Annotated in this window: 14 protein-coding genes; 13 read left to right on the forward strand and 1 reads right to left on the reverse strand. The window is 71.4% G+C overall.

Annotation, left to right across the window (positions count from 1 at the left end; all coding sequences use genetic code 11):
* The first annotated feature begins 167 nt into the window (after window positions 1–167).
* The 12 genes from ACFY0F_RS25030 to ACFY0F_RS25085 all read left to right on the forward strand — a co-directional run bounded on the left by ACFY0F_RS25030 (window position 168) and on the right by ACFY0F_RS25085 (window position 11,674).
* A complete protein-coding gene (locus ACFY0F_RS25030; RefSeq protein WP_388798370.1) occupies window positions 168–572 on the forward strand; it encodes an NADH-quinone oxidoreductase subunit A in 405 nt (134 codons plus the stop codon).
* Window positions 563–1,246: an NADH-quinone oxidoreductase subunit B gene (locus ACFY0F_RS25035; RefSeq protein WP_388798373.1), complete on the forward strand. Its 684-nt coding sequence runs from the start codon at window positions 563–565 to the stop codon at window positions 1,244–1,246. The genes ACFY0F_RS25030 and ACFY0F_RS25035 overlap by 10 nt, the downstream gene beginning before the upstream one ends.
* A complete protein-coding gene (locus ACFY0F_RS25040; RefSeq protein WP_388798376.1) occupies window positions 1,243–2,481 on the forward strand; it encodes an NADH-quinone oxidoreductase subunit C in 1,239 nt (412 codons plus the stop codon). The genes ACFY0F_RS25035 and ACFY0F_RS25040 overlap by 4 nt, the downstream gene beginning before the upstream one ends.
* Entirely contained in the window at window positions 2,478–3,446 is a 969-nt protein-coding gene (locus ACFY0F_RS25045) for an NADH-quinone oxidoreductase subunit H (RefSeq protein WP_388798379.1), read from the forward strand. Before ACFY0F_RS25040 ends, ACFY0F_RS25045 begins: the two co-directional genes overlap by 4 nt.
* Window positions 3,446–4,105 (forward strand): 4Fe-4S binding protein, encoded by a 660-nt coding sequence (locus tag ACFY0F_RS25050; RefSeq protein WP_388798382.1) that lies wholly within the window; start codon window positions 3,446–3,448, stop codon window positions 4,103–4,105. Before ACFY0F_RS25045 ends, ACFY0F_RS25050 begins: the two co-directional genes overlap by 1 nt.
* Window positions 4,102–4,761 carry an NADH-quinone oxidoreductase subunit J gene (locus tag ACFY0F_RS25055; protein WP_388798385.1) on the forward strand — a complete coding sequence of 220 codons (660 nt, stop codon included), beginning with the start codon at window positions 4,102–4,104 and terminating at the stop codon, window positions 4,759–4,761. The genes ACFY0F_RS25050 and ACFY0F_RS25055 overlap by 4 nt, the downstream gene beginning before the upstream one ends.
* Entirely contained in the window at window positions 4,761–5,141 is a 381-nt protein-coding gene (gene nuoK, locus ACFY0F_RS25060; RefSeq protein WP_388798388.1) for an NADH-quinone oxidoreductase subunit NuoK, read from the forward strand. The genes ACFY0F_RS25055 and nuoK overlap by 1 nt, the downstream gene beginning before the upstream one ends.
* Window positions 5,138–7,132, forward strand: coding sequence for an NADH-quinone oxidoreductase subunit L (locus ACFY0F_RS25065; RefSeq protein ID WP_388798391.1), 1,995 nt, complete (start codon window positions 5,138–5,140; stop codon window positions 7,130–7,132). Before nuoK ends, ACFY0F_RS25065 begins: the two co-directional genes overlap by 4 nt.
* Window positions 7,133–7,138: 6 nt before the next feature.
* Complete coding sequence (locus tag ACFY0F_RS25070) at window positions 7,139–8,713, forward strand: NADH-quinone oxidoreductase subunit M (RefSeq protein ID WP_388798394.1); 1,575 nt, start codon at window positions 7,139–7,141, stop codon at window positions 8,711–8,713.
* On the forward strand, window positions 8,710–10,236 hold the full coding sequence (locus ACFY0F_RS25075; RefSeq protein ID WP_388798397.1) for an NADH-quinone oxidoreductase subunit N: 1,527 nt from the start codon (window positions 8,710–8,712) through the stop codon (window positions 10,234–10,236). Before ACFY0F_RS25070 ends, ACFY0F_RS25075 begins: the two co-directional genes overlap by 4 nt.
* A gap of 185 nt (window positions 10,237–10,421) precedes the next feature.
* Window positions 10,422–11,285, forward strand: coding sequence for a zinc metalloprotease HtpX (htpX, locus tag ACFY0F_RS25080; protein ID WP_388798400.1), 864 nt, complete (start codon window positions 10,422–10,424; stop codon window positions 11,283–11,285).
* Complete coding sequence (locus ACFY0F_RS25085; RefSeq protein WP_388798403.1) at window positions 11,282–11,674, forward strand: YccF domain-containing protein; 393 nt, start codon at window positions 11,282–11,284, stop codon at window positions 11,672–11,674. The genes htpX and ACFY0F_RS25085 overlap by 4 nt, the downstream gene beginning before the upstream one ends.
* A 93-nt stretch (window positions 11,675–11,767) precedes the next feature.
* Here the strand turns inward: ACFY0F_RS25085 and ACFY0F_RS25090 are convergent, their stop codons facing one another.
* A complete protein-coding gene (locus tag ACFY0F_RS25090; protein WP_388798406.1) occupies window positions 11,768–13,033 on the reverse strand; it encodes an APC family permease in 1,266 nt (421 codons plus the stop codon).
* 155 nt (window positions 13,034–13,188) lie between these two features.
* Here ACFY0F_RS25090 and ACFY0F_RS25095 point away from each other — a divergent pair, with 155 nt between their 5' ends.
* Window positions 13,189–13,455, forward strand: coding sequence for a GlsB/YeaQ/YmgE family stress response membrane protein (locus ACFY0F_RS25095; RefSeq protein WP_388798409.1), 267 nt, complete (start codon window positions 13,189–13,191; stop codon window positions 13,453–13,455).
* Window position 13,456 lies beyond the last annotated feature (1 nt).

The raw sequence follows: 13,456 nt of genomic DNA on the forward strand, positions 1-13,456 counted from the left end.
CGCCCCGCCCACCCCGTCTCAGGCGGTGACGGGCTGCTTACCCTCTCTTTATCAGGGCCTAGACTCCCGTGCGTACACATCGTCGGATCGCGTCAACCACCACGGTCCACGATCACCACGGTTCACGATTCGTCACAGTCACCAGGTCAGGGAGCGAGGGACGCACGGTGCGGGAGACGTTGGGGGGCTCGACCGTCGTCGCGGCGGACTACTTCCGGTCCTATTCGGTCGTGGGACTGCTCGCCCTGGTGGGCGTGCTGTTCATCGCGGTCGCCTTCGGGGCCGGCCGTCTGCTGCGACCGGTCGTCCCCACCCCGGAGAAACTGCTGACCTACGAGTGCGGCGTCGACCCCGTCGGCGAGGGCTGGGCCCACACCCAGGTCCGCTACTACGTCTACGCCTTCCTCTACGTGATCTTCGCGGTCGACTCGATCTTCCTGTTCCCCTGGGCGACCGTCTTCGCCGCCCCCGGCTACGGCGCGACGACGCTGGTGGAGATGTTCGTCTTCCTCGGCTTCCTCGCCGTCGGCCTGCTGTACGCATACAAGAAGGGCGTCCTGGCATGGACGTGACCCCCACTCCTTCCGAGCCCGTTCTGCTCCCCGAGCCGAAGCGGCTGGGCGCGCTCGCCCGGCTGGCCCCCGAGCCGATGAAGGTGGTCCTCAACTGGGGCCGCCGCTACTCACTGTGGGTCTTCAACTTCGGCCTCGCCTGCTGCGCGATCGAGTTCATCGCCGCGTCCATGGCTCGCCACGACTTCATCCGGCTCGGCGTCATCCCCTTCGCACCGGGACCCCGCCAGGCCGACCTGATGGTGGTCTCCGGCACGGTCACGGACAAGATGGCCCCGGCCGTCAAGCGCCTGTACGAGCAGATGCCCGAGCCGAAGTACGTCATCTCTTTCGGCGCGTGCAGCAACTGCGGCGGGCCGTACTGGGACTCGTACTCGGTGACCAAGGGCGTCGACCAGATCATCCCCGTCGACGTGTACGTGCCCGGCTGCCCGCCCCGGCCCGAGGCCCTCCTCCAGGGCATCCTCAAGCTCCAGGAGAAGATCGCCCGGGAGTCGCTCGGCGAGCGCTACGGCACCGGCGAAGCCGCACGCCCCTCGGCGGCGGCGCTCCAGAGCGGCCTCGTACGACCCCCGGCGCAGCCGTCCGGCAGCCCCGACAGGTCGGACGGGCTCGACGGGTCCGGCGGGTCCGGCGGGTCCGGCAGGCCCGACAAGGGGGTCGACGCCCGATGAGCACCGTCGGCTGGCTCCCCGCCCCCGTCGAGGATCTCTTCGGTGCGCAGGCGACGGCCGAGGAGTCCTACGAGGTCCTGACGGTCGACGTGCCGCCGTCCTCCTGGATCCCCGCGTTGGAAGCGGCGCGTACGACCCTGTCCTGCACCTATTTCGACTGGCTGAGCGCGGTCGACGAACCGGGCACGGGCTTCCGCGTGGTGGCGCACGTCGTCGCCCTCTCCCCGGTCCGCCGTCTGCTGCTGCGCACCACGGTCCCGCACGAGGCGCCGACACTCGCCTCCGCGGTCGGCGTGTACGCGGGCGCGGCCTGGCACGAGCGCGAGACGCACGAGATGTTCGGTGTCCGCTTCGACGGCCATCCCGGCCTGGAGCACCTCCTCCTTCCCGAGAACTTCGAGGGCCACCCCCTGCGCAAGGACTTCGTCCTGGCCGCCCGGGTCGCCAAGGCCTGGCCGGGCGCGAAGGAACCCGGCGAATCGGACCACGGCGGCCCCAAGCGCCGGCAGATGCTTCCCCCCGGCGTTCCCGACCCGAACGAGTGGGGTCCGCTCAAGGGTCAGCTCCCTCCTGCCCCGGCCCGCCCGGCCCGGGGCGCGGGCCGCGCGGCGGCCGTCGGGGAACGGTCGGGGCGCGCCGCGGGCGAACGGCCGGTACGACGGACCCGCACGGCCGGGGAGGGCTCGGCGAGCCAGACCCCGGCGGCGGAGTCGGCACCCACGACACCTCGCCGGGCGCGCAGCGCGTCGGAGGGGTCGACGAGCCAGCGGGACACCGCCGGGCCGGCCGGGCCGCGCCGGGCGCGCAGCGCGAGCGGGGGGTCCGCCTCGCAGCGTGCGCAGGGCGCGGAGCCGGTGGAGTCGGCTGACCCGGGGGAGCCGACCGCGACACCGCCGGGCACCTCCGCCCGGCCCTCCCCGCGCGGGGCCGCCGCCCACAGCCCGGACGCACCCTGGCATCACGCCCGCCCGGCCTTCGACGAGCCGGAGGCGAAGCGCGCGCCGGGGCCGGGGACCGAGACGGCACCCGAGCCCCGGAACGGGAGCGGACCCGAGACCGGGAGCGGGCCAGAACCCGAGACCAAGCGCGGGAACGGACCCGAGCCGGAGACCGAGCCAGGGGACGGAACCGAGACCGAGCCAGGGAGCGGAACCGAGACCGAGCCCGGGGACGGACCCGGCGAGGGGCCCTCGCCCGGGGACGCCCACAACGACTCCTCAGGAGGCCCGCAGTGAACGACGCGCTCGACGTCGCCCTGCGACTCCTGGTCGTGTTCGTCGTCTTCCTCACCTTCCCCTTGATCATCGGACAGACCGAGCACAAGGTGATGGCCCACATGCAGGGCCGCCTCGGCCCGATGTACGCGGGCGGCTTCCACGGCTGGGCGCAGCTCATCGCGGACGGCGTGAAGTTCGCGCAGAAGGAGGACATCGTCCCCGCGGGCGCGGACCGCCGCATCTTCCAGCTGGCGCCCGCCGTGGCACTTCTGCCGTACCTCCTGGTGCTCCTGGCCATCCCCATCGGTCCGAGCGAGAGCGCGGTCGGTCAGGTGCTGGACGCCGGCGTGTTCTTCGTGCTCGCGGTGATGGGCGTCGGCGTCCTCGGCTCGCTCATGGCCGGCTGGGCCAGCGCCAACAAGTTCTCCCTCCTCGGCGGACTGCGCACCGCCGCCCAGCTCCTCGCCTACGAACTCCCGATGCTCCTGGCCGCCGCCTCGGTGGCCATGGCGGCGGGGACCGTGTCGATCCCCGGGATCCTCCACGCCTTCCACTGGTGGTGGCTGCCCTGGCAGATCGTCGGTGCGGTCGTCTTCTTCGTGGCGGGACTGGCCGAGCTGCAGCGCCCGCCCTTCGACATGCCCGTCGCCGACTCGGAGATCATCTTCGGCGCGTACACCGAGTACACCGGTCTGCGCTTCGCCCTGTTCCTGCTCGCCGAGTACGCCGGCATCGTCGTCCTTTGCGGCCTGACCACCGTCCTCTTCCTCGGCGGCTGGCACGGCCCGTGGGGCACCGACGGCCTCGGCTGGGTCTGGACCCTGCTGAAGACCGCGATCCTCGCCTTCGTCGTGATCTGGCTCCGCGTCACCTACCCGCGGCTGCGCGAGGACCAGCTGCAGAAACTCTCCTGGACGCTCCTCGTGCCCCTTTCCCTCGCCCAGATCGCCCTCACCGGCATCGTCAAGGTGGTGATCTCCTAGTGGCCCCCGTCCCCGGATCCGGCCTCGCCAAGGGCCTGGCCGTCACCCTCCGCACGATGACGAAGAAGACCGTCACCGAGCAGTACCCGGACGTCCAGCCCGACCTGCCGCCCCGCACACGCGGCGTCATCGGCCTGTTCGAGGAGAACTGCACCGTCTGCATGCTGTGCGCCCGTGAGTGCCCGGACTGGTGCATCTACATCGACTCCCACAAGGAGACGGTCCCGGCGGCGACCCCCGGCGGCCGTGAACGCAGCCGCAACGTCCTCGACCGGTTCGCCATCGACTTCTCCCTGTGCATGTACTGCGGTATCTGCATCGAGGTCTGTCCTTTCGACGCCCTGTTCTGGTCCCCGGAATTCGAGTACGCCGAGACCGACATCCGCGAGCTCACCCACGAACGCGACAAGCTCCGCGAGTGGATGTGGACCGTCCCGGCCCCGCCCGCCCTCGATCCCGGCGCGGAGGAGCCGAAGGAGATCGCCGCCGCCCGCAAGACCGCCGAGAAGCTCGCGGCCCAGCAGGAGGTGGCCCAGCAGGAGGCCGCGGCCGGCGAGCCGCTCGCCGACGAGCAGGCGCGCGCGGCCGAGCAGCCGACCCGACCGGCGGGGGACTCCGCGCAGCAGACGGACCAGCCGAGGCAGGAGGGCCGGGAATGACCCTCCTCGCAGCCACCGGCCTCGTCACGGCGCACTCCGCCACCACCGCCGGCTCCGTCGCCGACGGAACCCACGGCTTCCTCTCCCCGGACGGCGTCGAGATCGCCTTCCTCCTCGTCGGCCTGGTCACCTTCGGCGCCGCGCTGGTCACCGTCACCACCCGGCAACTGGTGCACGCCGCCCTGTGGCTGGTCGTCGCCCTCGGCGGCCTCGCCGTGGAGTACCTCCTGCTCACCGCCGAGTTCATCGCCTGGGTGCAGGTCCTGATCTACGTCGGTTCCGTCGTCGTTCTCCTTCTGTTCGGCCTGATGCTCACCAGGGCCCCCATCGGCCGGTCGACGGACGCCGACTCCGGCAACCGCTGGGCCGCCCTCACCGTGGCCGTCGCCGCCGCGGCCGCCCTGGTCTGGGTGGTCGTCGACGCCTTCCGCACCACCTGGATCGACCTGGACGGCCCGGCCGCCGGATCGACGAAGGTCACCGGCGCGAGCCTCTTCCAGAACTGGGTCCTCCCCTTCGAGGCCCTCTCCGTCCTCCTCCTCGCCGCCCTGGTCGGCGCGATCGTGCTGTCCCGCAAGGCCGGGGCGGACACGGCCGGCACCCCGGACGCCGGCGACGCGCGGCAGGACCAGGCCGACAAGGAAGGTGTCCGCTGATGCACCTCGCCTATCCCGCTGTACTCTCCGCCCTCCTGTTCTGCACCGGCCTGTACGGCGTCCTCGCCCGCCGCAACGCGATCCTGGTCCTGATGTCGGTCGAGCTGATGCTCAACGCCGTCAACCTCAACCTGGTCGCCTTCGACGTCTGGCTCAGCAAGGCCGCCCGGGAGACCCTGCACTCCGGCCAGGCCCTGACCCTGTTCACGATCGCCATCGCCGCCGCCGAGATCGGCATCGGCCTGGCGATCGTCCTCTCCGTGTACCGCAACCGCGGCACCTCCGACATCGACCGTCTCCGCGACACCGCCGAGGGCCGCGGTGAAGACGGCCCCGACGGCGACACCCCCGCGGCCGAGAAGGCTGAGGCCACCGCGTGAGCTCGACCACCCTCGCCGTCCTCGTCCCCCTCCTGCCGTTCCTGGGCGCGGCGGCCGGCCTGCTGCTGGGCCGCACGGCCCCCGGATTCGTCCGCCCGCTCGCCGTCCTGCCGACCCTGGTCTCCCTGGTACTGGCCGTGCTCGTCGCCGTCCGCCAGGGCGGGGGCCAGGCGATCACGTCCGCCACCGAGCTGACACCCACCGGCTCCGTACCGATCGATCTTGCCCTCTACGTCAACGGCTTCGCCGCCCTCGTCGCGATCCTGGTCGGCGTCGTCGCCACCTGCGTGCAGGTCTACTCGACCGGCTACCTGCGCGACGACCCGCGCTACCCCTCGTACGCGGCCCTCGTCTCCCTGTTCACCTCCGCGATGTTCCTGGTCGTCTACTCGGGCGACCTGATCGTGCTGCTGGTCGGCTGGGAAGTCATGGGCATCTGCTCCTACTTCCTCGTCGGCCACTACTGGGAGACCCCGGAAGCCCGCGCCGCCTCCCTCAAGGCCTTCCTGGTCACCAAGCTCGGCGACGTCCCCTTCCTCATCGGCCTGTTCGCGCTCGGCACCGACGCAGGGTCGTTCCAGATCACCCGCGTCCTCGGGACCGTCGCGAACGGCGGTCTCCACCACCCGACGCTGATCGCTCTGCTGCTCCTGGCGGGCGTGGCCGGCAAGTCGGCACAGTTCCCGCTCCACACCTGGCTTCCCGACGCGATGGCGGGCCCCACCCCCGTCTCCGCGCTGATCCACGCCGCGACCATGGTCGCCGCCGGCGTCTACTTCGTCGCCCGTCTCCTCCCGGTCTTCGAGGCCTCCACGGCCGCGATGCTCGTCCTCGCCGTCATGGCGGCCGTCACCATGACCGGTTCCGGCCTGGCCGCGCTCGCCCAGGACGACATCAAGCGGGTCCTCGCCTACTCGACGATCGGACAGCTCGGCTACATGACCGGTGCCCTGGCCGTCGGCGACCGCGGCGCCGCCGTCTTCCACCTCCTCTCTCACGGCGCCTTCAAGGCGCTGCTGTTCCTCGCGGCCGGCGTGATCATCCACGCCGCCGGCACCAACTCGCTGGCCGCCATGTCCCGCATGAGCCACCTGCGCGACCGCATCCCCGACGCCTTCTGGACGATGACCGTGGCGCTCCTCGCACTCGCCGCGATCCCTCCCTTCAGCGGCTTCTTCTCCAAGGAGTCCGTCCTCGGCGCGGCCGAGCACGTCGCCACCGGCCACACCGAGCACGCCCCCGCCGCCGCGGGTTGGCTGATCCTCGTCGCCGGCCTGCTCACCGCAGTGCTCACCGCCGCCTACGCCACCCGCCTGTGGCTGCTGGCCTTCCGCGGACACGGCGCCGAGGTCCCGGAGCACGGACGCCAGCCGCTCAGCATGACCGTAGTGCTGTGGGTGCTCGCCGTCCCGTCCCTCGCCTTCGGCGCCTTCGCCTACCGGACGCTGCCCGGCTGGTTCGACGGCCGTGGTCTCACCCCGACCCTCCTCACGTCGATCCTCGGCACCGGCCTGGCCCTGGCCGGCGGGCTCGCCACCTACGGCGCCTGGCAGCGCACCACCGCACTCGCAGCCCGCGCCCCGCTCGGCGCGGTCGCCGCCCACCCGGAGGGCGACGCCGCACTGGTCGAGGCGGAGGCCATCGCCAGCCACGCCCCCGTCTACGGAGACGTGGCCTACGCCCCCGACCCGGCCGATCCCGGACGGCTGCTGCTCGGCCCGCTGCACCGGCACGCGGCCGTCGGCTTCCACCTGGACGCCGTGTACGCGGCGCTGTTCGTCCGCCCGGTGCAGGCCGGGGCGAGCCTCGTCCGGTTCCTGGACCGCGAGGTCGTCGACACCTACGTACACGGCGCGGCCGCGCTGCCGCGCCTGCTCGGGGCCGCCGTACGGCGAGCCCAGACCGGCAACGTCCAGACCTATGTGAGCGCGCTGCTCGCCGGCACCGTCGTCCTGGCGGTCGCCGTCCTCCTCGTCGCCTCGGGAGCGTGAGCAGGCGTGATCGATATCAACGAGTCCGTGATGCAGTTCCTTCTGGCATTCGTCGTCGTCGGCCCGCTCCTCGGCGCCGTCGCCGCTCTCCTGCCCGCCCCGCCCGGACTGAAGGGGAAGTCGCCCGAGCAGGCCGTACTACGGCACGGCGTCACCGTCACCGGCGCGATCCTCATCGCCGCGATCGTCCTCGCGCTCGGCTTCGACCACGACCACCCGTCGAAGATGCAGGCCACGACCGACATCAGCTGGATCCCCGCACTCGACGTGCGGATCCACCTCGGCATCGACGGCATCTCCCTCCCCCTTCTGGTCCTGACCGCGCTGCTGACCTTCCTCTGCGCGCTCTACTCGTACTTCAAGCCGCCTGCGGGCCCGAGCCCGAAGGCGTTCGTCGCACTGCTCCTCGTCCTCGAGTCCGGCACCCTCGCGACCTTCGCCGTCCTCGACCTGCTGCTGTTCTTCCTCGCGTTCGAGACGGTGCTCATCCCGATGTACTTCCTCATCGCCCGCTGGGGCGGCGAGGGGCGGACCCGGGCCGCCTGGAAGTTCATCCTCTTCACACTGCTCGGATCCGTGGTCATGCTGCTCGGCCTGCTCCTGATCGGGATCAAGGCGGGCACGTTCGACATGGTGGCACTCGCCACTGACAACGGCCGGTCGCTGAGCACATCCGTGCAGATCATCGCTGTTCTGGCGATCGGGATCGGACTCGCGGTCAAGACCCCGATGTGGCCGCTGCACAGCTGGCTGCCGGACGCCCACACCGCCGCGCCCACCGTCGGCTCGGTGCTGCTGGCCGGCGTCCTGCTGAAGATGGGCACGTACGGGTTCGTCCGGATCCTGCTGCCGGTGGCACCCGACGGCTTCCACACCTTCGCGCCTTGTCTCGCCGCCTTCGCCGTAGTCGGGATCATCTACGGGTCCCTGGCCTGCCTGGCCCTGGCCAAACAGGGCGCGAAGGGTGATCTGAAGCGGCTGATCGCCTACTCCTCCGTCGGTCACATGGGCTTCGTCCTGCTCGGCATCGCCACCACCACCGCGACCGGCGTCAACGGCGCGCTGTTCGCCAACATCGCCCACGGCCTCATCACCGGCCTGCTGTTCTTCCTGGTCGGCGCGCTGAAGGACCGCACCGGCACCACCGACCTCGACACCCTGGCCGAGGAGACGGGGGCCGCGCTGTACGGCAAGGCTCCCCGCCTCGGCGGCCTGCTCGCCTTCGGCGCCGTCGCCTCGCTCGGCCTGCCCGGCCTCGCCGGGTTCTGGGGGGAGATGCTCGCGCTGTTCGGCGCGTTCAACCCCGCCGCCGGTCTCAGTCGCCCCGCCTTCCTCACCTTCATGGCGATCGGCGCGTTCGGCACCCTGCTGACGGCCGCGTACATGCTCGTCGTGGTCCGCCGCGTCTGCATGGGCGCCGCGCCGCAGGACCTGCCGAAGCTCGCCGACGTCCACGGCTACGAGTTCGCGGCCTGGACGCCGCTCGTCGCCCTCACCGTCGTCGCCGGGCTCTGGCCGAAAGCCCTCCTCGGTCTTACCGACCCGGCCGTGCAGCAGCTCCTCGCAGGAGGCACCCGATGAGCGCCTTGGCCCAGCCCCTGGCCCAGTCGGCCGTCCAGTCCGTCGACTGGCTCGCGATCGCCCCGCCCACCCTCGCGGCCATCGTCGCCCTCGCCGTCCTCGTCGCCGACCTGTTCGTGCCGGACGCCCGCAAGGCCGTCCTCGGCTGGGTGTCCGTCGCCGGACTCGCCGCGTCAGCTCTCCTGCTGCTGCCCCTCCTCGACGGCGACCGCAGCACCTTCTGTCTCACCGGCGCCACGCACGCGTGCAGCTACACCGTCGACCGGTTCACCCTCGTCATCCAGTTCCTCGTACTCGGCGGAGCCCTCCTCGCGGCCCTGCTGTCGGTCACCACCCTGAAGGACGCCGCCCGACGTGTCCCCGAAGGGGAGTACTGGTTCCTGCTGCTCTCCTCGGCCGCGGGCGCCGCCCTCCTGCCCGCATCCCGTGATCTCGCGACCCTGATCGTCGCCCTGGAGGTCGCCTCCCTGCCCGCCTTCGCCCTCGTCGGCATCCGGCACGGCGACCGGCGCTCCTCCGAAGCGGCCCTGAAGTTCTTCCTGTCCTCCGTCACCGCGACCGCGGTCAGTCTGATGGGCATCAGCTTCGTCTACGCCTCCACCGGCACCCTCTACCTCACCCAGGTGGCCGACCGGATCCAGCACGTCGACGGACAGCTCCACACCCTCGCCCAGACCGGTGTGGTCCTCACCCTGGTCGGCTTCGCCTTCAAGACGGCCGCCGTCCCCTTCCACTTCTGGGTGCCCGACACCTACGTCGGAGCCCCCCTGCCCATCGCCGCCTACCTGTCGGTCGTCGGCAAGGCCGTCGGCTTCTCCGGTCTGATCCTCGTCACCGTCGTCACCTTCCCGTCGTACGCCGGCGTCTGGGGCCCCGCGCTCGCCGCACTGGCCGCCCTCACCATGACCGTCGGCAACGTCGGCGCCCTGCGGCAGCAGGCCACGCGCGCGTACAGCGCCGTACGACTGCTCGCCTGGTCCTCCGTCGGCCAGGCCGGCTACCTGCTGGTGCCGATCGCCGCCGCCGGATACACCAAGGACGCCCAGAAGACCATCGGCTCCACCGTCGCCTACGCGCTGATGTACGCCGCCGTGAACCTCGGCGCCTTCGCCGTGGCCGCGCTGGTGAGCCGCACCAGGCCCCTCAACCGGATCACCGACTACCGGGGCCTTTACGCGTCCAACCCGCTGACCGCGCTGCTCCTGGCCTTCTTCCTGTTGTGCCTGGCCGGACTGCCGCCGGGTGTCATCGGCCTCTTCGCCAAGGTCACCGTCTTCTCCGCGGCCGTCGACGCGGGCCTCGGCTGGCTCGCCGTCGTCATGGCCGTCAACGTGGTGATCGCCCTGTTCTACTACCTCCAGTGGACGGCCATGCTGTTCCGCGCTCCCGAGGGCGAGCCCGGCCGCCACCGGGTCCCGGCCCCCCTCACCGCCGCGCTCGCCCTCACCGGCGTCCTCGGTGTCGCCCTCTCCGGCGCACCCCAGCTGGTCCTGCGCTTCGCGGCCACCGGTCTGTTCGGATGACTCGCCACGCACGCACGGGGCACTCGTGGCCCACGCGCGTGGGGCCATAAGGGCACGTCACCCGTACGGCCGACACGCGCCGCCGCCTGTACCAGGGAACTCGCGGCGGCCACCTGGCGTTGACCAGAGCGGGAGGGTCCACTGGACCAAAGGGTTCCCCTGATGCACGACTTGGAGGGCGCACCGTGCACCGCCGGCACAACGGGCTCAGGACCGCAGTACTCCTCGGGGGACTGTCCGCACTCATCATCGTCATCGGCAGCCTCTTCGGCCGCATGGGGCTGATCATCGCGGTCCTCGTCGCCCTCGGCACGAACGCGTACGCGTACTGGAACAGCGACAAGCTGGCGCTACGCGCGATGCGCGCCCGCCCGGTGAGCGAGTTCGAGGCCCCCGGGCTGTACCGCATGGTCCGCGACCTCTCCACCCAGGCCCGCCAGCCCATGCCACGCCTGTACATCTCCCCGACGGAGGCGCCGAACGCCTTCGCCACGGGCCGCAACCCGCGCAACGCCGCCGTGTGCTGCACAGAAGGCATCCTGCGGATCCTGGACGAGCGCGAGCTGCGCGGCGTCATCGGCCACGAGCTCAGCCACGTCTACAACCGCGACATCCTCATCTCGTCGGTCGCCGGCGCGCTCGCCTCGGTGATCATGTTCCTGGTCAACTTCGCGTGGCTGATCCCGATCGGCCGCTCCGACGACGACGAGGGCCCCGGCCTGCTCGGCATGTTGCTGATCATGATTCTGGGCCCGCTCGCCGCCAGCCTGATCCAGCTGGCCATCAGCCGGTCCAGGGAGTACGAGGCCGACTCCTCCGGCGCCCAGCTCACCGGTGACCCGCTCGCCCTCGCCAGCGCCCTGCGCAAACTCGAGTCCGGCACCCAGCAGCTTCCGCTGCCCCCCGAGCCCCGCATCGAGACCGCCAGCCACATGATGATCGCGAACCCCTTCCGCCCGGGGCAGGGTCTGTCGAAAATGTTCTCCACCCACCCGCCGATGGCGGACCGCATCGCCCGGCTCGAGAAGATGGCAGGCCGATACCAGTGAGAACCATTCTGAACGTCATCTGGCTGATCCTGAGCGGCTTCTGGCTGTTCCTCGGCTACCTGCTCGCGGGTCTGCTGCTCTGCATCACGATCATCGGGATTCCGTTCGGCATCGCTGCCTTCCGTATCGGCGTCTACGCCCTGTGGCCCTTCGGGTACACCACGGTCGAGCGCCGTGACGCGGGCGCCGCCTCCTGCGTCGGCAACGTCCTGTGGCTGGTGCTCGCCGGCTGGTGGCTGGCCATCGCCCACATCGTCACCGGCATCGCCCTCTGCCTCACGCTCATCGGCATCCCGTTCGGGATCGCCAACTTCAAACTCATCCCCATCTCGCTGTTTCCCCTGGGACGCGAGATCGTGCCGTCGGACGAGCCGTTCGCGACGCGCTGACCGCCGTCCACCTCGACTGACCGGCTTTCAGGAGCGTTCCGCGCGCGCCGAGTTGTCCACAACCGGCTCGTTGTCCACAGGCCCGCCCGGCTGTCAGCGGCGGCCTGCATCATAGGTACCGAATCCCATCCGCCGCCGTACCGCGAAGGCCAGCACTCCCACCGCCAGCACACCCGCCCCCACGGCCACCGAGACCGCCGGCAGGGCGAACGCCAACGTCACACACCCCACCAGCCCCACCGCCGGCACCGCACGGGCCCACAGAGCCGGGCTCAGCGTCCAGGCCGACGCGTTGGCGATCGCGTAATAGGCCAGGACACCGAAGGAGGAGAAGCCGATGGCGCCCCGTACGTCCACCGTCGCCGCCACCACGGCGACGACCGCGCCCACCGCCAGCTCCGCGCGGTACGGAACCTGGAAGCGTGGGTGCACCGCGGCCAGCGCCCCGGGCAGATGCCGGTCGCGTGCCATGGCCAGCGTGGTCCGCGAGACGCCGAGGATCAACGCGAGCAGCGAGCCCAGCGCGGCCACGGCCGCCCCCACCCGCACCACCGGCACCAGCCCCGGCGCCCCCGCCACCCGCACCGCGTCGGCCAGCGGTGCCTCCGCGTGCCCCAGCCGGCCCGCGCCGAGCACGGACAGGGCGGCGACGGCCACGCACGCGTACACCACCAGTGCGATACCGAGGGCCAGCGGGATCGCGCGCGGGATGGTGCGGACCGGATCCCGCACCTCCTCACCGAGGGTCGCGATCCGCGCGTACCCGGCGAACGCGAAGAAGAGCAGCCCGGCCGCCTGAAGCACCCCGCCCCCGCCCGAGGACAGCCCGATGTCCAGCCGCCCGGCGTCGGACGGGCCGGAGGGCAAGCACACGACCACTACGGAAGCGAGGACCGCCAGCACCACGGCCACGATCGCCCGCGTCAGCCAGGCCGACTTCTGGATGCCGCCGTAGTTCACGGCGGTCAATGCGACGACGGCCGCGACCGCCACCACGTGCGCGTGCCCTGGCCAGACGTACGCGCCCACGGTGAGTGCCATCGCCGCGCAGGAGGCCGTCTTCCCGACGACGAAGGCCCAGCCCGCGAGGTAGCCCCAGAAGACTCCGAGGCGTTCCCTTCCGTACACGTACGTACCGCCCGAGGCCGGATACAGGGCCGCGAGCCGAGCGGACGAGGCGGCGTTGCAGTAGGCCACCAGAGCCGCGACGGCCAGGCCGAGCAGCAGGCCCGAACCGGCGGCGCGGGCCGCGGGTCCGAGTGCGGAGAAGACGCCCGCCCCGACCATCGAGCCGAGTCCGACGACCACGGCGTCTCGCACCCCCAGGGTGCGGCGCAGCTCTGAACCGGAGAGTGCCATGCGCTGGACCCTACTGACCGATGCAACCGCCGGGTGTGCCCGGGACGTCCCGTTCATCAACAGGGCACGAACACGTGCACGCCGGACAGCCGGTCCTCACCGAATTCTCAAGCACCGGACAGCGCGGGCACAGCAGGGAAGGGCAGGTTCACGGCATGAGCATCGTCGGTTGGATCATCCTCGGGCTTCTGGCCGGAGCCATCGCCAAGGTCCTGCTTCCCGGGCGCGACCCGGGCGGTTTCATCGGCACGACCCTGATCGGCATCGCGGGCGCGTTCATCGGCGGCTGGATCTCGGCCCGCTGGCTCGACCACCCGGTGTCCAAGCACTTCTACGACGGCGCCACCTGGGCCGCCGCGATCGGCGGCTCGCTGGTCCTGCTGATCGTCTACCGCATCCTGTTCGGCAACTCACGCGACTGAC

The organism is Streptomyces sp. NPDC001544 (genome assembly GCF_042894285.1).
In the GTDB taxonomy this organism is placed as follows: Bacteria; Actinomycetota; Actinomycetes; order Streptomycetales; family Streptomycetaceae; genus Streptomyces.